The sequence below is a fragment of the Curtobacterium pusillum genome, assembly GCF_007680845.1.
Lineage (GTDB): Bacteria > Actinomycetota > Actinomycetes > Actinomycetales > Microbacteriaceae > Curtobacterium > Curtobacterium pusillum_B.
In genome coordinates this window covers 327,165-345,906 of record NZ_VEIY01000003.1, presented here as the reverse complement: position 1 = coordinate 345,906, position 18,742 = coordinate 327,165, and the positions used below count along the sequence as shown (strand labels likewise).

The 18,742-nt window shown below is 72.8% G+C and carries 13 protein-coding genes and 1 tRNA gene; 9 read left to right on the top strand and 5 right to left on the bottom strand.

The genetic code is table 11. The annotated features are described in order from the left end of the window. Positions 1 to 7: 7 nt before the first annotated feature. A complete protein-coding gene (locus tag FS825_RS09210) occupies positions 8 to 280 on the top strand; it encodes a helix-turn-helix transcriptional regulator (protein ID WP_144712221.1) in 273 nt (90 codons plus the stop codon). A 39-nt stretch (positions 281 to 319) separates the two neighbouring features. On the opposite strand, the gene FS825_RS09205 is transcribed toward FS825_RS09210, so the two are convergent. The 5 genes from FS825_RS09205 to FS825_RS09185 all read right to left on the bottom strand — a co-directional run bounded on the left by FS825_RS09205 (position 320) and on the right by FS825_RS09185 (position 7,592). After that, positions 320 to 1,651, bottom strand: a complete 1,332-nt coding sequence (locus tag FS825_RS09205) for a M1 family metallopeptidase (RefSeq protein ID WP_144712220.1) — start codon at positions 1,649 to 1,651, stop codon at positions 320 to 322. After that, positions 1,648 to 5,541, bottom strand: coding sequence for a Pls/PosA family non-ribosomal peptide synthetase (locus FS825_RS09200; protein ID WP_144712219.1), 3,894 nt, complete (start codon positions 5,539 to 5,541; stop codon positions 1,648 to 1,650). The genes FS825_RS09205 and FS825_RS09200 overlap by 4 nt, the downstream gene beginning before the upstream one ends. 45 nt (positions 5,542 to 5,586) lie before the next feature. Then, a complete protein-coding gene (locus FS825_RS09195; protein WP_144712218.1) occupies positions 5,587 to 6,654 on the bottom strand; it encodes a Gfo/Idh/MocA family protein in 1,068 nt (355 codons plus the stop codon). Between the two features lie 36 nt (positions 6,655 to 6,690). Further along, a tRNA-Arg gene (locus tag FS825_RS09190) sits at positions 6,691 to 6,762 on the bottom strand. Positions 6,763 to 7,013: 251 nt separating this feature from the next. After that, the gene (locus FS825_RS09185) at positions 7,014 to 7,592 is read right to left on the bottom strand and encodes a hypothetical protein (RefSeq protein WP_144712217.1); all 579 of its coding nucleotides are present in this window, start codon (positions 7,590 to 7,592) and stop codon (positions 7,014 to 7,016) included. Between the two features lie 59 nt (positions 7,593 to 7,651). Between FS825_RS09185 and argS the strand changes: the two genes are divergently transcribed. The 8 genes from argS to prfA all read left to right on the top strand — a co-directional run bounded on the left by argS (position 7,652) and on the right by prfA (position 18,742). Continuing rightward, positions 7,652 to 9,322, top strand: a complete 1,671-nt coding sequence (gene argS / locus FS825_RS09180) for an arginine--tRNA ligase (protein ID WP_144712216.1) — start codon at positions 7,652 to 7,654, stop codon at positions 9,320 to 9,322. A gap of 140 nt (positions 9,323 to 9,462) precedes the next feature. Further along, complete coding sequence (locus FS825_RS09175) at positions 9,463 to 10,218, top strand: LmeA family phospholipid-binding protein (protein WP_144712215.1); 756 nt, start codon at positions 9,463 to 9,465, stop codon at positions 10,216 to 10,218. A gap of 58 nt (positions 10,219 to 10,276) precedes the next feature. Next, positions 10,277 to 11,680 carry a diaminopimelate decarboxylase gene (gene lysA / locus FS825_RS09170; RefSeq protein ID WP_144712214.1) on the top strand — a complete coding sequence of 468 codons (1,404 nt, stop codon included), beginning with the start codon at positions 10,277 to 10,279 and terminating at the stop codon, positions 11,678 to 11,680. Positions 11,681 to 11,746: 66 nt separating this feature from the next. After that, on the top strand, positions 11,747 to 13,054 hold the full coding sequence (locus tag FS825_RS09165) for a homoserine dehydrogenase (RefSeq protein ID WP_144712213.1): 1,308 nt from the start codon (positions 11,747 to 11,749) through the stop codon (positions 13,052 to 13,054). 127 nt (positions 13,055 to 13,181) lie between these two features. Then, the gene (gene thrC / locus FS825_RS09160) at positions 13,182 to 14,261 is read left to right on the top strand and encodes a threonine synthase (protein WP_144712212.1); all 1,080 of its coding nucleotides are present in this window, start codon (positions 13,182 to 13,184) and stop codon (positions 14,259 to 14,261) included. A 74-nt stretch (positions 14,262 to 14,335) separates the two neighbouring features. Next, on the top strand, positions 14,336 to 15,250 hold the full coding sequence (gene thrB, locus FS825_RS09155; protein ID WP_260981100.1) for a homoserine kinase: 915 nt from the start codon (positions 14,336 to 14,338) through the stop codon (positions 15,248 to 15,250). A gap of 162 nt (positions 15,251 to 15,412) precedes the next feature. Further along, positions 15,413 to 17,656 carry a transcription termination factor Rho gene (gene rho / locus FS825_RS09150; RefSeq protein WP_144712210.1) on the top strand — a complete coding sequence of 748 codons (2,244 nt, stop codon included), beginning with the start codon at positions 15,413 to 15,415 and terminating at the stop codon, positions 17,654 to 17,656. A 3-nt stretch (positions 17,657 to 17,659) separates the two neighbouring features. After that, positions 17,660 to 18,742 carry a peptide chain release factor 1 gene (gene prfA / locus FS825_RS09145; protein WP_144712209.1) on the top strand — a complete coding sequence of 361 codons (1,083 nt, stop codon included), beginning with the start codon at positions 17,660 to 17,662 and terminating at the stop codon, positions 18,740 to 18,742.

The following is an 18,742-nucleotide window of genomic DNA, read 5'->3' as shown; positions in this document are numbered from 1 at the left end:
TCGGCACATGGTCCGGCTCCCGCTCACCCCCGTCGACGTCGAACGCGGACGGCGCCTCGGTGCCCTCCTCCGCGGCGCCCGTGGGCAGCGCTCGATGCTCGACGTCGCCCTCGCGGCCGGGGTGTCGCCGGAGACGCTCCGGAAGATCGAGACGGGGCGGATCGCGACGCCGTCCTTCGGCACGGTCGCGGCCGTCGCCGAGGTGGTCGGGCTGTCCCTCGACGCCGTGTGGCGCGAGGTCAGCTGCGTCGGCGACGACGCAGCCGCGGGCGTCGCGTAGCGCCGCGCCCGGCGTGGTCCGCCGTGGCGCCGGGGTGGCTCAGGGGAGTCCGGGCACGCCCGGCTCGTCGATCCACGGACCGGTGACCGCGCGGACCGCCTCCGGTCCGACGCGCGCGCTGCCGGCGAACGCAGCGATGACGTCCTCCGGCGCGACCGAACCGTGCCGGTGTCGACCGGTGATCGTCCGGAGCCCCGCGAAGAACGCGTCGTCCCCGAAGGTCCGACGGACGGCGTGCAGGGCCAGTGCGCCGCGCTTGTAGACCCGGTCGTCGAACATGTCGTCCGCGCCGGGATCGGCGACGACGAGGTCGGTCGGCTGCTCCAGCACGCCGTCGCGGTACTGCCTCGCGAGGACGTCGGCCGACTCGCCACCGCGGTGCTCGGACCAGAGCCACTCGGCGTAGCAGGCGAAGCCCTCGTGCAGCCAGATGTCCCGCCAGCGGGCGACGGTCACCGAGTTGCCGAACCACTGGTGTGCGAGCTCGTGCGCGATGAGCCGGTCGGTTCCGTGCTCGCCGTCCACGTGGTTGCGCCCGAACACCGCGAGGCCGTGGGCCTCGAGCGGGATCTCGAGGTCGTCGTCCGTGACCACGACGCCGTACGCGGGGAACGGGTAGGGGCCGAACCGGTCGGCGTAGAGCGCGAGCATGTCCGGCACCCGGCCGAAGTCCGTGCGCGCGGCGGCGGCGAGGTCGGCGGGGTGGTGCAGCGTGACGGGGACGGCCGAGCCGCGGAGCTTCGTCGTGCGGTACCGCCCGATCTGCACGGTCGCCAGGTACGTCGCCATCGGCTCGGTCGTCGCGTAGGTCCACGCGGTGCCGGAACGGGCCCGCTCCTTGCCGAGCAGCTCGCCGTTCGCGACGACGTCGTACGCGGCCTCGGCGGTGATCTCGATCCGGTAGGTGGCCTTGTCGTCCGGCCGGTCGTTGCAGGGGAACCACGACGGCGCACCGGTCGGCTGCGCGGCGACGATGACGCCGTCGGTGAGTTCCTCCCACCCGATCTGCCCCCACGGGCTCCGGAGCGGGTGCGGCGTGCCGCGGTACCGCACGTGCACGGTGAAGTCCGACCCGGCGGCCACGGGGGCGTCCGGCGTGACGGTGAGCTTGTGCGTGCTCGTGGACGTCTTCTTCGCCCGACGCCCGTCGACGTCCACCCGGTCGACGGTCAGGCCGTGCAGGTCGAGCACGATGCGGTCGAGCGCCTCCACCGCGCGCCCGGTGACGGTGGCGGTGCCGTCGAGGCGGTTCGTCGCGACGCGGTACCCGAGCCGGAGGTCGTAGTGGTGGGCACTCCACCGTCGGTCGCCGCTGTGCGGGGTGTACGGGTCGGCGTCTCGGTTCGTCGGCACGGAGTCCTTCACGGTCATGGGTGCCGGTCAGTCTGCCACGGAGCGATCGGGTTGCCCGCCCAGTGCGTCCCGCCGGGCACTTGCTCGCCGCGCATCACGAGGGAGGCCGGGCCGACCGTCGCCCCGGGTCCGATGCCGGCCGCGGGCAGGACGACGCTGTGCGGGCCGAGGGTCGCACCCGCGTCGAGGCGGACCTCGTCGAGCTGCATCACCCGGTCGTGGAAGAGGTGCGTCTGCACGACGGTGCCGCGTGCCACCGAGGCGCCGGCGCCGATCGTGACGAGGTCGGCCTCCGGGAGCCAGTACGTCTCGAGCCAGGTGCCGCGGCCGATGGTGGCCCCGAGGCTCCGGAGCCAGGCCGCCAGGGCCGGTGTCCCGGTCGCCTGCTCGGCGAACCAGGGCCGCGCGACGGTCTCGACGAAGGTGTCCTGCACCTCGTTCCGCCACACGAAGGACGACCACAGCGGGTGCTCCCGAGCGGCGATCCGGCCGACGAACGCCCACTTGGCGATCGTCGACACCACCGCGGCGACCGCACCGGCGACGATGAGCACCGGCCCGGCCAGCAGCACGGTCCAGCCGATGCCGACGGCCGACCACAGGGCGAGCAGGGCACCGGCGACACCGAGGGCGATCCCGGCGGACACCATCGGGGCGACGAGCCGCAGCAGTTCCCAGCACCCGCGGGCGACCTTGAGGGACCGCGGCGGACGGAAGGTGCGCTCCTCGTCGAACTGCGCCGTGGCACGGCGCAACCGGACGGGCGGCGAGCCCAACCAGGACGACCCCCGCTTGGCCTTCTTCGGCACCGCGGACAGCACCGCCACCAGGGCCTCGCGCGGGACCGAGCGTCCGGCGCCGGTCATGCCGCTGTTGCCGAGGAACGCCCGCCGGCCGACCTTCGAGCGACCGATCCGGACCCGACCGCCGCCGAGTTCGTACGTCGCGACCATGGTGTCGTCCGCGAGGAACGCGCCGGAGGCGATCTGCGTGAGCGCCGGGATGAGGAGCACCGTCGAGATCTCGGTGTTCCGGCCGACCTTCGCCCCGAGCAGCCGGAGCCACACCGGGGTGACGAGCGACGCGTACAGGGGGAAGAGGAGGGTGCGCGCGGCGTCGAGGATCCGCTCGGTGGTCCACACCTGCCAGCCGATCCGGGAACGGACGGGATGCCGGCCCTCCTGCAGGCCGGTCCCGAGCAGCCGGACGGACGCCACGACCAGGCCCGCGTACACGCTGCCGGCGACGATCGTGGCGACGGGGACCCACGCCAAGGCGCTGAGCAGCGCGCTGCCGAGCGTCGGCGCGGGGCCGACCACGAGCCAGACCAGGGCCGTCCCGGCTGCGACACCGATCACCGGCAACCCGGCCACGGCCACCGACCCGGCCCCGTACGCCAGCAGCCAGCGACGTCGGGAGGCGGGCCGCGCCTCCCGGTCGTGTCGGGCCGACCCGACGCGTTCCGCCGGCGAACCCGCCCACCGTTCGCCGTCCGGGACCCGGTCGGCGACCGCCGATCCGGCCTCGACCTCGCTGCCGACGCCGACGTGCGCACCGGGCAGCAGCGTCGTCCGGCTGTGCACCACGGCGTCCTGGTCGACCCGGACGTGGCCGAGCCGGAACACGTCGCCGTCCACCCAGTGCCCGACGAGGTCGACCTCGGGCTCGATCGACGCGCGCTTGCCGATCGTCAGCATCCCGGTCACCGGCGGCAGCGTGTGCAGGTCGACGTCCCGGCCGATCCGCGCCCCGAGTGCCCGGGCGTAGTAGCTGATCCACGGGGCGCCGGCGGTGGAGGGGCCGTCGACCGCGTCGGCGATGCGCTCCGCGAGCCACACCCGCAGGTGCACGGATCCGCCCCGTGGGTGGTCGCCCGGCCGGACCCCGGCGAGGAGCACGCGGGCGAGGACGACCGTCACGGCCATCTTGCCGATCGGCGTCACGAACAGCAGGAGCGCGACCACGAGGGCCGGCCAGGACAGGACCGGCAGGAACGGCAGTGTCGTGGCGTGCAGGACGCTGGCGACGAGGGCCGTCCAGGTGAGGACCCGCAGTCCGCGGAGGACCTGCACCGGCAGCCCGAGCAGCGTCATCGCCAGACCCGTCGCCGGGGGCACCGGTCGGACGTCACGCGGGACGGAGACCACCGGGCCGGAGTCGTCGAGCGCGTCCGCGAGCGCACCGATCCTGGGGTGGTCGTACACGTCGGCGACGGTCGTCGTCGGGAACCGCTCGCGGATCGCGGACACGAGCTGCGCCGCGGTGAGCGAGCCGCCGCCGTGCGCGAAGAAGTCGTCGTCGACGCTCGACACCGGGACCCCGAGGATCGCCGACCACCGCTCGGCGATCCAGGCGACGGTGTCGGGCAGGAGCGCGGAGTCCGTGGCGCCGGGGAGCGGCCACGGCAGCGCAGCGCGGTCGACCTTGCCGCTCGTCCTGGTCGGGAGGGACTCCACCACCGCGAGCAGCGGCACGAGGGCGGCCGGCAGCTCCTCGCGCAACCGGGCGTTGGCGACCGCGGGGTCGATGGCCGCGCCGGCGACCGGGGCGACGTACCCGACGAGCACCTGGTTGCCGGCGGGGGTCCGCTGCACGACCGCGGCACCACCGGCGACGCCGTCGAGCGCCTGCAGCGCCGCGTCGATCTCGCCGAGTTCGATCCGCCGTCCGCCGAGCTTGATCTGGTCGTCGGCCCGGCCCTGGAACACCAGCCCCTCGGGGTCGTACCGGACGACGTCGCCGCTGCGGTAGGCGCGGTCCCAGCCGAGCTCGGGGAAGGGAGCGTACTTCTCGGCGTCCTTCGCGGGGTCGAGGTAGCGGCCGAGGCCGACGCCGCCGATCACGAGCTCGCCGACGCCACCGGGGGCGACCCGCTGCCCCGCCTCGTCGACGACCGCGAGGTCCCACCCGTCGAGCGGCAGCCCGATCCGGACCGGCACCGACCCGTCCATCAGGGACCCGCACGCGACGACGGTCGCCTCGGTCGGCCCGTACGTGTTCCACAGCTCGCGGTCGTGGCTGGCGATGCGGGCGGCGAGCTCGGGCGGGCAGGCCTCGCCGCCGAAGATGACGAGCCGGACCTGCTCGAGGGCGTCGTCCGGCCAGAGCGCCGCGAGGGTCGGCACCGTCGACACGATCGTGATGGTGTGCGCGATGAGCCACGGGCCGAGGTCGACCCCGGTCCGGACGAGGGAGCGCGGCGCCGGCACCAGGCACGCACCGTGGCCCCAGGCCAGCCACATCTCCTCGCACGACGCGTCGAACGCCACGCTCAGCCCGGCGAGCACCCGGTCGCCGGGGCCGATCGGTGCGCGCTGCAGGAACATGCGCGCCTCGGCGTCGACGAACGCCGCGGCGCTCCGGTGCGTGACGGCGACCCCCTTCGGGACCCCGGTCGAACCCGAGGTGAAGATGATCCACGCGTCGTCCGTCAGCCCGGGTGCCTCGGCCGACGCCGACGGGTCCGTCACCGGGAGCGCCTGCCCGTCGCGGTCGCGGTCGCGGTCGCGGTCGCGGAGGACGCCGCCGGCGCCGATCACCCCGGCGACGCGTGCCTCGCCGAACACCAGGGTCGCCCGCTCCTCGGGATCGTCCGCGTCCACCGGCACGTACGCGGCGCCCGCGGCGAGCACGGCGAGGATCGACACGTACAGGTCGCGGCCGCCGGAGGGGATCCGCACGCCGACCCGATCGCCCCGGCGGACACCCCGTCGGGCCAGGTCGTCGGCCTGCTCGTGCACGAGGCGGAGGAGCGTGGCGTAGTCGATCGTGCCGGCCGGGTCCTCGAGCGCGAGGGCGTCGGGGTGTTCCTCCGCGGTGGCGGTGAGGACGTCGAGGAGGGTCCGCGGCGCCGGTGCGTGCTCCCCGCGGGCGAGTTCGTGCTGCGGGTTCCCGGTGGCGTTGGTCATCGAGTCCTCTTCCCGGTCGCGTGCGTGGTCGACCGGCCCGTGATCCTAGGGGGTCGACGTGACGTGTCCGGAAACTCCCGGTGCCGCGGGCCCGGGTCCGGGCTCGAGCGCGGCTCGTGCGGCGTCGAGCGAGGTCGCGAGCCCGATCGAGTCGTCCAGGGTGTGCAGCGGTGACTCGGTGTGGCCGTCGGCGACGTACCGGGCGAGCGCCGCCGCCTGCCAGACGAGGCCCTCGCGACCGTGGAGGCCGCTCGGGTCCGCCCAGTGGTCGACGTCCCGGCCGCGGTGCAGGGCGAACGACGCCGGGAACACGAAGTGGTCGGTCCACCGGACGGTCGCGCGGCTGCCGGCGATCACCGCCAGACCCGGCGTCCACGCCGTCATCGACGTGGTCACCACGGACTGCGCGCCGCCGTCGGCCGTCGACACGGTGACGGACTGGAGGTCCACCCCGCGGTCCGAGACCACCCCCGTCGTCCGACTGGTCACCGGGGCGCCGGTGGCGAACCGTGCGAACCAGTGCCCGTAGACGCCGGCGTCGAGGAGCGCGCCCCCGCCTGCGGCGGGGTCGAACATGCGGTCGGTCGGGTCGGGCTCGTGCGGCCAGCCGACGTCGACCGTGACGAGGTGGACGTCCCCGAGCACGCCGTCCGCGAGGAGCCGGGCGACGACGGTGGTGCCGGGGAGGTACCGGGTCCACAGCGCTTCCATCGCGAACACCCCGGCCTGCCGTGCCGCCGTCGCGAGGGTGCGGGTGTCGGCGGCGGACGTGGTCATCGGCTTCTCGACGAGGACGTGCTTGCCGGCCGCGATCGCGAGGAGGGCGTGCTCGAGGTGCTGCGGGTGCGGGGAGGCGACGTAGACGACGTCGACAGTGGGGTCGGCGACGAGGGCCTCGTACGAGCCGTGCACCCCCGGGACGCCGTGGCGGGCGGCGAAGGCGGCGGCGCGTTCGGGGGAGCGGGAGCCGACGGCGACGACGCGCTGGTCGGAGTGGGCGTGGAGCGTGGCGGTGAAGTCGTTCGCGATCTCGCCGGGGCCGATCACGCCCCACCGGAGCGTCGCGCCGCCGCGCAGTGGTTCGACCTCGACCTCAGGGAACACCGTCGTCATACGGAGACGCTACCGCCGCTGACGGTGCTTGCAGAGTGCCCCCAGGAGGATTCGAACCTCCGCCCCTGCCTCCGGAGGGCAGTGCTCTATCCCCTGAGCTATGGGGGCCCGGGGGTGGAACCAACCGTAGCAGGTCACCGGCCACCTCTCGGCCACCGCGTGTCGTGCCCGGCACGCCCGTTCTTTCCCAGAACGCGCGCGATGGAAAGTGGAATCGGGTGTGCCGGGTCGAACGAACCGACCAGGTACGCCCGATTCCGTCAGGCACTCCGCGCCCGGCCGCCGCCAAGCCCGCGCCGGAGCCGCGCCCGCGCGCCGGAGCCGTGCCGCGCCGCGCCTCCAGGCCGACCGCGCGCGTGTCAGGCGGCCGGGGTGGCGGACGCGCTCGGCTGCACGACGGCCCGGACCGCGTCGATGACCGGCTGCGCCCCGCCCGGCTCGGTGAAAAGCGTGGAGGACGCGGTGATCCAGTACGGGTCGGCGAACGCGTCCGCGCGACCGACGCCGTCGGTGAGGGAGAAGTAGCCCTCGACGCGGTACGTGGGGACGGATCCGCCGCGGTCGTAGAGCGCGTCCTTGAGGTTCGTGAGCGACTTCTCAGGCAGGTCGGCGACGGCCAGCGTGATCGTCGTCGACGCGTCGTCGGTCGCGGCGAACCGGCACACGCGGCCGCGCTGCTCGGCGATCCGGGCGGCGGGCGTGCCCTTCTCGGGTTCGAACGACGGGACCAGCTCGAACGACTTCCCGTAGACCGACAACGCCTCGACGGGGAGGAGGTCCGCGCAGGTCTGCGTGACGCGCTTCCCGATCGGCGCGGCGCTGGCGGACGCGCTCGGTGTCGTGGTGTCCGAGCCGCCGGAACACGCCACGAGGGCGAGGGACGCGGAGGCTGTGAGCACGGCGAGGGTGATCGCCCGGGCACTGCTGCGGGTGGTCATCCGGACATGATGCTGCATCGACCGGGGAGGACCTGTGCGTCCCGGTAGACTCGATCCTCGTGAATCCTGCCGAACTCTCCGCCGCGTACCTGTCGATCCTGACCGGGATCGTCGAGCGACGAGGCGCGTCCGACACCGTGACCGTCGAGGAGTCGCACGCGGCGCTCGAGCGTCCGAAGAACCGGGCGCACGGCGACTGGGCGTCGAACGCGGCGATGCAGCTCGCGAAGCGGCTCGGCACGAATCCGCGCGAGCTCGCGACGGAGATCGCCGGGGAGCTCACCGAGCTGGACGGCGTGGCCTCGGTCGACATCGCCGGTCCGGGGTTCATCAACATCACGCTCGAGGCCGCGGCCGCCGGCGAGGTCGCCCGCACGATCGTCGACCAGGGCACCGCTTTCGGCCACGGCGACCTGTACGACGGCGTCCGGATCAACCTCGAGTTCGTGTCCGCGAACCCCACCGGCCCGATCCACATGGGCGGCGTGCGCTGGGCCGCGGTGGGCGACAGCCTCGCCCGGGTGTTCCAGGCGCAGGGCGGGCTCGTCACCCGCGAGTACTACTTCAACGACCACGGCGCGCAGATCGACCGGTTCGCCCGCTCCCTCGTCGCGTCGGCGCTCGGTGACCCCACCCCGGAGGACGGCTACGGCGGCGCGTACATCGCGGACATCGCGGCGCGGGTGATCGCGACGCTGCCGGCGGACCTCGACGTGAAGGACCTGCCGCGCGACGAAGCGCAGGAGGTCTTCCGGCGCGAGGGCGTCGACTTCATGTTCGCCGACATCAAGTCCTCGCTGCACGACTTCGGCGTCGACTTCGACGTGTACTTCCACGAGAACGCCCTGCACGAGTCGAAGGCCGTCGAGCGCGCGATCGACCGACTGCGTTCGGCCGGCGTGATGTACGAGGCCGAGGGCGCGCTCTGGCTCCGCACGACCGACTTCGGCGACGACCGCGACCGCGTGGTCATCAAGTCCGACGGTGAGCCGGCGTACATCGCGGGCGACCTGGCCTACTACCTCGACAAGCGCGAGCGCGGGTTCGAGCGGAACCTCATCATGCTCGGCGCGGACCACCACGGCTACGTCGGTCGGATGATGGCGATGTGCGCGGCGTTCGGTGACGAGCCGGGCAAGAACCTCGAGATCCTCATCGGGCAGCTGGTCAACCTGCTCAAGGACGGCGAACCGATGCGCATGTCGAAGCGCGCGGGGACGATCGTCACGATGGAGGACCTCGTCGACGCCGTGGGCGTGGACGCCGGCCGGTACTCGCTCGTCCGCTTCGCCAGCGACACCGCGATCGACATCGACCTCGACCTGCTGACCAAGCGCACGAACGACAACCCCGTTTTCTACGTCCAGTACGCCCACGCCCGCACCCAGTCGGTCGCCCGCAACGCCGCCGCCTCCGGGGTGGACCGGTCGGCGTTCGACGCCTCGCTCCTCACGCACGACACCGAGGGGGCCCTGCTCGGCGCCCTCGCCGAGTACCCGCGCGTGGTGCGCCAGGCCGCCGAACTCCGCGAGCCGCACCGCATCGCCCGGTACATCGAGCAGCTCGCCGGGCTCTACCACCGCTGGTACGACGCCTGCCGCGTGACGCCGCTCGGAGACGAGCCCGTGACCGACCTGCACCGCACGCGCCTCTGGGTGAACGACGCCACCGGGCAGGTCGTCCGCAACGGCCTGGGCCTGCTCGGCGTCACCGCGCCCGAGCGCATGTAGCGCGGGGCGCGCGGGGAGCGCCGGGAGCGCCAGCACCCCCTGCCGGAACCAGGTTCCGGACACAGCACCGCGAACTCCCGCGGTGCTGTGTCCGTTCCACAGTGTCGGAGCACTCGGGCGCACCTGGCAGGCTGGGACCCATGCCCACCGCCACCGACACCCCCCGCAAGCGCCGTCGCTGGCCCGTCGTCCTCGTGGTCGTCGTGGTCGTCCTCGCAGCGCTCGTGGTCATCGCCGAGTTCGTCCTCCGCGGTGTCGTCGACCGCATGATCGCCCAGCAGGTCGAGCAGTCCCTGCCGTCCGGCGCCACCGGCGACGTCGACGCGCACGCCACGGGCATCGTCATCCCGCAGCTCATCGCGGGCCGGCTCGACCAGGTGGAGATCTCGTCGCCGAAGCTCACGATCGACGGCATCCCGCTCGCGGCCGACGTGACCGTGCACGACGTGCCGATCAACGGCAAGGGCGACGTGCACGACGTCGACGGTCACGTGACCCTCGCCGCAGCGTCGGTGAAGGACCTGTCGAAGTACAGTCCGCTGTTCGACCGCCTGAGCCTCGCGGACGGCGGAGTGGAGCTCTCCGGCAAGACCGCGGTGCTCGGCTACGACATCACCTACGCGGCGAAGGGTGCCGTCGTCGCGCAGGACGACGGGAAGGGCATCACCATCACGCCGAAGACGGTGCGCATCACGAACTCGGCACTCGGGCTCAAGGTCGACTCGATCCCCGGGGTCACGAACGTGCCCGTGCAGGTCTGCACGGCGCAGTTCCTGCCGTCGCAGCTCCGCGTCCGGTCGCTCGACATCACCGCGGCCCAGGCGTCGGTGCGCGTCACCGCCGACAGCCTGCCGCTCAACGAAGCGGGACTGCAGACGGTCGGCAAGTGTGCGTAGTCCACAGGTCGCGTCACACGGCCGGGAGGCGCGGCTCGGCTCGGTAGGATCGGGTCCCGTGAGCGCGAACCCCCTTGCCCCGCAGCGCCTGCGGTTCCCGACGGATGCGTCCGCGCTGTCCGCGCGCATCTGGCCCGCCTCGGCGACCCGCACCGACGACGGCGAGCTGGCCGTCGGTGGGCTGACGGCGTCGGACTTGGCGGCGCAGTTCGGCACCCCGCTGTACGTGGTCGATGAGCGCGACGTGCAGTCCCGCGCCGTCCGCGTGCGCAACGCGTTCACCGAGGCGTTCGAGCGCATCGGGACCCGGGCGCACGTCTACTACGCGGGCAAGGCGTTCCTCACCACCCAGGTCGCGGCGTGGATGGCCGAGGCCGACCTCCGCGTGGACGTCTGCACCGGCGGTGAGCTCGCGGTGGCCCTGGCCGGGGGAGTCGACCCCGCCCTCCTGGGCTTCCACGGCAACAACAAGTCCGACGGCGAGATCGCCCGCGCGGTCGAGGTCGGCGTCGGGACGATCGTGCTCGACAGCCTCGAAGAAGTCGGCCGCGTCGCCCGGGCCGCCGCGGACGCCGGGGCGGTCCAGCGGGTCCGCATCCGCATCAACAGCGGCGTGCACGCGTCGACGCACGAGTACCTCGCCACGGCGCGGGAAGACCAGAAGTTCGGCATCCCGTTGACCGAGGCGGTCGCCGTCGCCGAGGCCGTCCGCGCCGAGCCCTCGCTCGCGTTCGTGGGCCTGCACTCGCACATCGGTTCGCAGATCTTCGACGAGTTCGGCTTCCGGGAAGCCGCCCGGCGCCTCATGGACGTGCACGCCGAGCTCGTCGCGTCCGGACCCGTCCCGGAGCTCAACCTCGGCGGCGGCTGGGGCATCGACTACACCGAGGCCGACTCGGCCTTCGCGCCGGAGGACGTCGCCGACGCGCTCGCGACCATCGTCGCCGAGGCCTGCGCCGAGCGGGACATCCCGGTGCCGGAGATCGCGGTCGAGCCGGGTCGGTACATCGTCGGTCCGCCCGGGATCACCCTCTACCGGGTCGGCACCATCAAGCCCGTCGCGCTCGAGACCGACAGCGGCGAGCACGCGACCCGCACGTACGTCTCGGTCGACGGCGGCATGAGCGACAACGTCCGTCCGGCGCTGTACAGCGCGGACTACACGGCGCGGCTCGCCCGCACGTCGGACGCGGCGGCGGTCCTCATCCGGGTCGTCGGGAAGCACTGCGAGTCCGGCGACATCGTGGTGAACGACGAGTACCTGCCCGGAGACGTGCAGCGCGGGGACCTGCTCGCGGTGGCCGCGACGGGTGCGTACTGCTGGAGCCTCGCGAGCAACTACAACCACGTCGGCCGTCCGCCGGTCGTCGCGGTGGCGGACGGCCGAGCCCGTATCCTCGTGCGTGGCGAGTCGATCGACGACCTCCTCGCCCGCGACACCGGGGTCGTGCCCGGGGCCTGACCCAGAGGCCACCACCCACGGCGAACGCCGAGGGCCGACCCCCGACCCGACAGGAACCAGAACCAGATGATCGAATACCGCAACGTCCGCGTCGCGCTGCTCGGAGCCGGCTCGGTCGGTTCGCAGGTCGCCCGGCTGCTCCTCGAACACGGCGACGAGCTGGCCTCCCGTGCCGGCGCCGGGCTCGAGCTCGTGGGGATCGCCGTGCGCGACGTCGACGCCCCGCGGGACGTCGACCTGCCGGCGGACCTCTTCACGACGGACGCGGAATCGCTCATCCTCGGTGCGGACATCGTCGTCGAGCTCATCGGCGGGATCGAGCCGGCACGGACGCTGGTCCTGCAGGCGCTGCAGTCCGGCGCCGACGTCGTCACGGGCAACAAGGCGCTCCTGGCGACCCACGGTCCCGAGCTCTTCGCGGCGGCCGAGCAGGTCGGTGCGCAGCTCTACTACGAGGCGGCGGTCGCCGGCGCGATCCCGATCATCCGTCCGCTGCACGACTCGCTCGCGGGGGACCGCATCGAGCGCATCATGGGCATCGTCAACGGGACGACGAACTTCATCCTCGACCTCATGGACCGCGAGGGCTCGACCTTCGAGGACGCCCTGGCGACGGCCACCGAGCTCGGGTACGCCGAAGCCGACCCGACGGCCGACATCGAGGGCTACGACGCCGCGCAGAAGGCCGCGATCCTGGCCTCGCTCGCGTTCCACACCTCGGTGCCCCTCGCCGCCGTGCACCGGGAGGGCATCACCTCGGTCACGATCGAGCAGGTCCGGGCCGCGCGCAAGGCCGGGTACGTCGTGAAGATCCTCGCGACGGCCGAACGCCTGACCGACGAGAACGGCACCGAGGGCGTCAGCGCCCGCGTGTACCCAGCGCTCGTCCCGGAGTCGCACCCGCTCGCGAGCGTGCACGGTGCGAAGAACGCCGTGTTCGTCGAGGCCGAGGCCGCCGGCGACCTCATGTTCTACGGCGCCGGAGCCGGCGGTGTCGAGACGGCGTCCGCGGTCCTCGGTGACCTCGTGTCCGCCGCCCGCCGGCACGTCATCGGCGGCCCGGGCATCGCGGAGTCGACGCAGTCCGAGCTGCCCGTCTTCCCGATCGGCACGGTCCGTACCCGCTACCAGATCACGCTGCACGTCGCGGACGCCCCCGGCGTGCTCTCGACCGTCGCCGGCGTCCTCGCCAAGCACGGCGTGAGCGTCGAGACCGTGGAGCAGACCACCGCGGGGGCCACCCCGGGGACCGCCACGCTCGTCATCGGCACGCACCTGGCGCGCGAAGCCGACCTGGCGGACACCGTCCGGACGCTCCGCGGCGAGGACGTCGTCCTGGACGTCACCAGCGTCCTGCGCGTCGTCGGCGCGTGAACCGGCACCGCGCCTCCAGGCCGACCACCGGCCGACGGCCGACCGCAGGCCGACAGCCGACCACCGGCCGACGGCCGACCCCACCAGACCGACCCACCAGCCCGACCCGGACAGAGAGAGAAGCCTGATGGCCCACCAGTGGCAGGGAGTCCTGCGCGAGTACGCCGACCGTCTCGACGTGACCGAGGCGACGCCCGTCGTCACCCTCGGTGAGGGCGGGACCCCGCTCATCCCGGCGCGCCGCCTGTCCGAGCGGACCGGTGCGAACGTCCACGTCAAGTTCGAGGGCATGAACCCGACCGGTTCCTTCAAGGACCGCGGCATGACGATGGCGATCTCGAAGGCCGTCGAGCACGGCGCGAAGGCCGTGATCTGCGCGTCGACCGGCAACACGAGCGCCTCCGCTGCCGCGTACGCCACGCACGCGGGCATCACCGCCGCCGTGCTCGTGCCGGAGGGCAAGATCGCGATGGGCAAGCTCAGCCAGGCCGTCGCCCACGACGCCCAGCTGCTGCAGGTGCAGGGCAACTTCGACGACTGCCTGGACATCGCGCGCGACCTCGCGGCGAACTACCCGGTGCACCTCGTCAACTCCGTGAACAACGACCGCATCGAGGGGCAGAAGACGGCCGCGTTCGAGGTCGTCGACGTCCTCGGCGACGCGCCGGACTTCCACTTCCTGCCGGTCGGCAACGCGGGCAACTACACCGCGTACTCCCGCGGGTACCGCGAGGACGTCGCCGCCGGACGCTCCTCGAAGCTCCCGCGCATGTTCGGGTTCCAGGCCGCCGGTTCCGCGCCGATCGTCCGCGGCGAGGTCGTCCGTCACCCGGACACCATCGCGTCGGCGATCCGCATCGGCAACCCGGCCTCGTGGCAGTTCGCGCTCGAGGCCCGCGAGGAGACCGACGGCTACTTCGGCGCGATCACGGACGAGGCGATCCTCGCCGCCCACCGGATCCTCTCGGCCGAGGTCGGCGTCTTCGTCGAGCCCGCGTCCGCGATCGGCGTCGCCGGCCTGCTCGAGCGCGCCGACGCGGGCGTGATCCCGAAGGGTGCGACGGTCGTCATCACGGTGACCGGCCACGGCCTCAAGGACCCGCAGTGGGCCCTCCGCACGCAGGACGGCGGCGAGGTCACCCCGACGAGCGTCCCGGTCGACACCAAGTCGGTCGCCGACGTGCTCGGACTGGTCGGCGCCGAGTGAGCCAGGACCGTTCGTCCGGACCGGGGGAGGGCACGACCGCCCACGACGCTGTACCGGCCGGACGGGCGGTCCGCGTGCGGGTACCCGCGACGTCGGCGAACCTCGGACCCGGCTTCGACTCGCTCGGACTCGCGCTCTCGCTCTACGACGAGGTCGTCGTCCGCGTCCGACCGGAACCCGGCGCGACCGTCACGGTCGACGGCGTCGGTGCGGGCGAGGTCGCGACGGACGACACGAACCTGGTCGTCCGCGCCGTCCGCCGCGGCTTCGAGCACGCCGGCGTGCCGCAGCCCGGACTCGACCTGCACGCCGTCAACGCGATCCCGCACGGCCGCGGCATGGGGTCGTCGGCGGCGGCGATCGTCGCCGGGTTGATGGCGGCGCGGGGCCTGCTCGAGGGCGTCGTGGACCTCGACGCGTCGACGCTCCTGCGGCTGGCGACCGAGATGGAGGGGCACCCGGACAACGTGGCGCCCGCGCTCTTCGGTGGCCTGACGATCGCGTGGATGACCGCCGAGGGGCCCGCCTACAAGCGGCTCCTCGTGCACCGCGGGGTCTCGCCGGTCGTCTTCGTGCCGACCTCGACCCTGTCCACGAAGCTCGCGCGCTCCCTGCAGCCGGCGAGCGTCCCGCACGCGGACGCGGCGTTCAACGTCTCCCGTTCGGCCCTGCTCGTCGCCGCGCTCATCCAGAGCCCGGAGCTGCTGCTCGCCGCGACCGAGGACCGCCTGCACCAGGCGTACCGCGCCAGCGCCATGCCGGAGACCGACGCGCTCATCGGTCTGCTGCGGCAGCACGGGCTGGCGGCGGTCGTCTCGGGGGCCGGTCCGAGCCTCCTGGTCCTCGGCAGCGACCCGGCGCAGCGCCTCACCGCAGCGGAACTGGTCGAGCGACACGGCGAATCCGACTGGCGGCCCCTCATGCTGGCCGTCGACCTGGGTGGTGCTACAGTGGTGCCGCACTCGGCGCTCCAAGCCGAACCCGCGTAGGCAGCAGGAACGTTCCTCGCCGCGCAGGGTCCGGTGCGCGGGGGCAATCTCTTTCTGATCACCGAATCCCGGTCCGTCGTCTGAACGGCGGTCGATGCATACCCGTGCATCCGGGACGGTGGAAACTCTCCGCGTTCTGCGGTTCGAAAGGAAACACCGACCTTGACGAACGTCAACGACTCCACTCCCGTGGAGATCCCCAGCGACCTGCGCGCCCTCCGGCTCCCGGAACTCCAGCGCATCGCCTCCGCCCTCGGCATCACGGGGCTCTCGAAGCTCCGCAAGGGCGACCTCATCGCTTCCATCGAGGACAAGCGTCCCGAAGCCCCGGCGGCCGAGGCCCCCGCGGCCGAGGCGCCGGCCGCGCAGCCGACGCTCCCCGAGCCGACGGCAGCGCCCGTCGAGACCCCTGCCGCGGCCCCGGCTGCCGCCGAGGCGCCGGCAGCCCCCGTCGCCGACGACGCGCAGCCCGCATCGCGTGCCCGCCGCTCCCGCCGTGCCTCGTCCGGCGGCACGGTCAGCGCGGCGCCGACCTCGGCCGCCGAGCACACCAACCACGGCCACACCGGCACCGAGGACCTCCTCGCCGGGCTCGACCAGGTCCGCGCCGAGAAGGACGCCCAGGAAGCCGCCCAGGCCGGTGGCCAGCGCCGCGGCCGTGGCGGTCGTGCCGCGCAGGACGTCCAGGAGGCGCGTGGCGAGTCCGCCGGCGCCGTCCAGCAGGAGCAGCACCGGTCCACCGAGTCGGCCGACTCGTCCGAGGCGTCGTCGGCGTCGTCGGCGTCGTCCTCGTCGTCGGACCAGGACGACCGCGGCGACCGCGGCGACCAGAACGAGCAGGGCGACCAGAACGACCAGCAGGGCGAGAACGGTTCGCGTCGCGGCCGTCGCAGCCGTGGTCGTGGTCGTGGCCGCGGTCAGAACGCCGAGAACGGCGAGCAGGGCGGCGACCAGAACGCGTCGCAGGCCCAGGCGAACGGCGGCCAGCAGAACGGTGGTCGTGACAACGGCGGCCGCGACAACGGTCAGAAGAACGGCCAGCAGGGCGAGCAGAAGCAGGCCCAGCAGGACGACAAGGCCGACCAGAAGCAGAACGGCCAGCAGAAGCAGCAGGGCCAGCAGGGTCAGCAGCAGCAGAAGCAGAACGTCGACGACACCGAGGGCGGCCGCAGCCGTCGCCAGCGTGACCGCAAGCGCGGCCGTGGCGGTCAGAACGACGAGTTCGAGCCGGAGGTCACCGAGGACGACGTCCTCATCCCCATCGCGGGCATCCTCGACGTCCTCGACAACTACGCCTTCGTCCGCACGACCGGCTACCTCCCGGGCCCGAACGACGTCTACGTCTCCCTCGGCCAGGTGAAGAAGTACCACCTGCGCAAGGGCGACGCCGTCGTCGGTGCGATCAAGCAGCCGCAGGGTGGCGAGCAGCAGAGCCGCCAGAAGTACAACGCGCTCGTCAAGGTCGACTCGGTGAACGGGCAGACCACCGACGAGGCGGCCGCGCGGGTCGACTTCCAGGACCTCACGCCGCTGTACCCGAACGAGCGCCTGCGCCTCGAGACCGAGCCGTCGAAGCTCTCGACGCGGATCATCGACCTCGTGTCGCCGATCGGCAAGGGCCAGCGCGGCCTCATCGTGTCCCCGCCGAAGGCCGGCAAGACCGTCGTGCTGCAGGCCATCGCGAACGCCGTCGCCAAGAACAACCCCGAGGCGCACCTCATGGTCGTCCTCGTCGACGAGCGCCCCGAAGAGGTCACCGACATGCAGCGCTCGGTGAAGGGCGAGGTCATCGCCTCGACCTTCGACCGACCCGCCGAGGACCACACGACCGTCGCCGAGCTGGCCATCGAGCGTGCGAAGCGCCTCGTCGAGCTCGGCCACGACGTGGTCCTGCTCCTCGACTCGATCACCCGCCTGGGCCGCGCCTACAACCTGTCCACGCCGGCCTCCGGTCGCGTGCTGTCCGGTGGCGTCGACTCGGCGGCCCTGTACCCGCCGAAGCGCTTCTTCGGCGCCGCGCGCAACATCGAGGACGGCGGCTCGCTGACCATCCTCGCGACGGCGCTCGTCGAGACCGGCTCCAAGATGGACGAGGTCATCTTCGAGGAGTTCAAGGGCACCGGCAACATGGAGCTCCGCCTCAACCGGCACCTCGCCGACAAGCGGATCTTCCCGGCCGTCGACGTCAACGCCTCCGGCACCCGTCGCGAGGAGCAGCTGCTCTCCGCCGACGAGGTCAAGATCACGTGGCGTCTGCGTCGTGCCCTCGCCGGGCTCGACCCGCAGCAGGCACTCGAGATCGTGCTGCGGAACCTCAAGGAGACGCAGTCGAACGTCGAGTTCCTGGTCCAGGTGCAGAAGTCGGTCCCCACGACCGGTGGGCACCACAACGGCCACCAGGAGTAACGCGTGTTCGAGTCGGTAGCAGGGCTGCTGGCGGAACACGAGGACCTGACGCAGCAGCTGTCGGACCCCGCGCTCCACGCCGATGCGGCCCGGGCGAAGAAGGTGAACCGGCGGTACGCCGAGCTCAACCAGATCAAGTCCGCGTACGAGGCCTGGAAGGCGGCGGGGGACGACCTCGCCGCCGCCCAGGAGCTCGCGCGTGAGGACTCGGCGTTCGCGGACGAGGTCCCCGGGCTCGAGGAGCAGCTGTCGGAGCGCCAGGAGCGTCTCCGCCGGCTGCTCATCCCGCGCGACCCCGACGACGGGCGCGACGTGATCATGGAGATCAAGGGCGGTGAGGGCGGCGAGGAGTCCGCGCTCTTCGCGGCGGACCTCCTGCGGATGTACTCGCACTACGCCGAGACCAAGGGCTGGAAGGTCGAGCTCCTCGAGCGCACCGAGAGCGACCTCGGCGGCTACAAGGACGTCCAGGTCGCGATCAAGTCGAACGCGACCGACCCGTCCCAGGGCGTCTGGGCGCACCTCAAGTACGAGGGCGGCGTGCACCGCGTGCAGCGTGTGCCGGCGACCGAGTCGCAGGGGCGCATCCACACCTCGACGACCGGCGTGCTGGTCTTCCCCGAGGTCGACGAACCCGAAGAGGTCCAGATCAACCAGAACGACCTCAAGATCGACGTGTACCGGTCGTCCGGTCCCGGCGGTCAGTCGGTGAACACCACGGACTCCGCGGTCCGCATCACCCACCTGCCCACGGGCATCACGGTGGCGATGCAGAACGAGAAGTCCCAGCTGCAGAACCGTGAGGCCGGCATGCGCGTCCTGCGCGCCCGCATCCTCGCGCGCCAGCAGGAGGAGCTCGACGCGATCGCCTCGGACGCGCGCAAGTCGCAGATCCGCGGCATGGACCGTTCGGAGCGCATCCGCACGTACAACTTCCCGGAGAACCGCATCGCGGACCACCGCACCGGGTACAAGGCGTACGACCTGGACCGCGTGATGAACGGTGCGCTCGAGCCCGTCATCCAGTCCGCCATCAGCGCGGACGAAGAGGCACGTCTGGCCGCCATCGGTGACCAGGACGCCTAG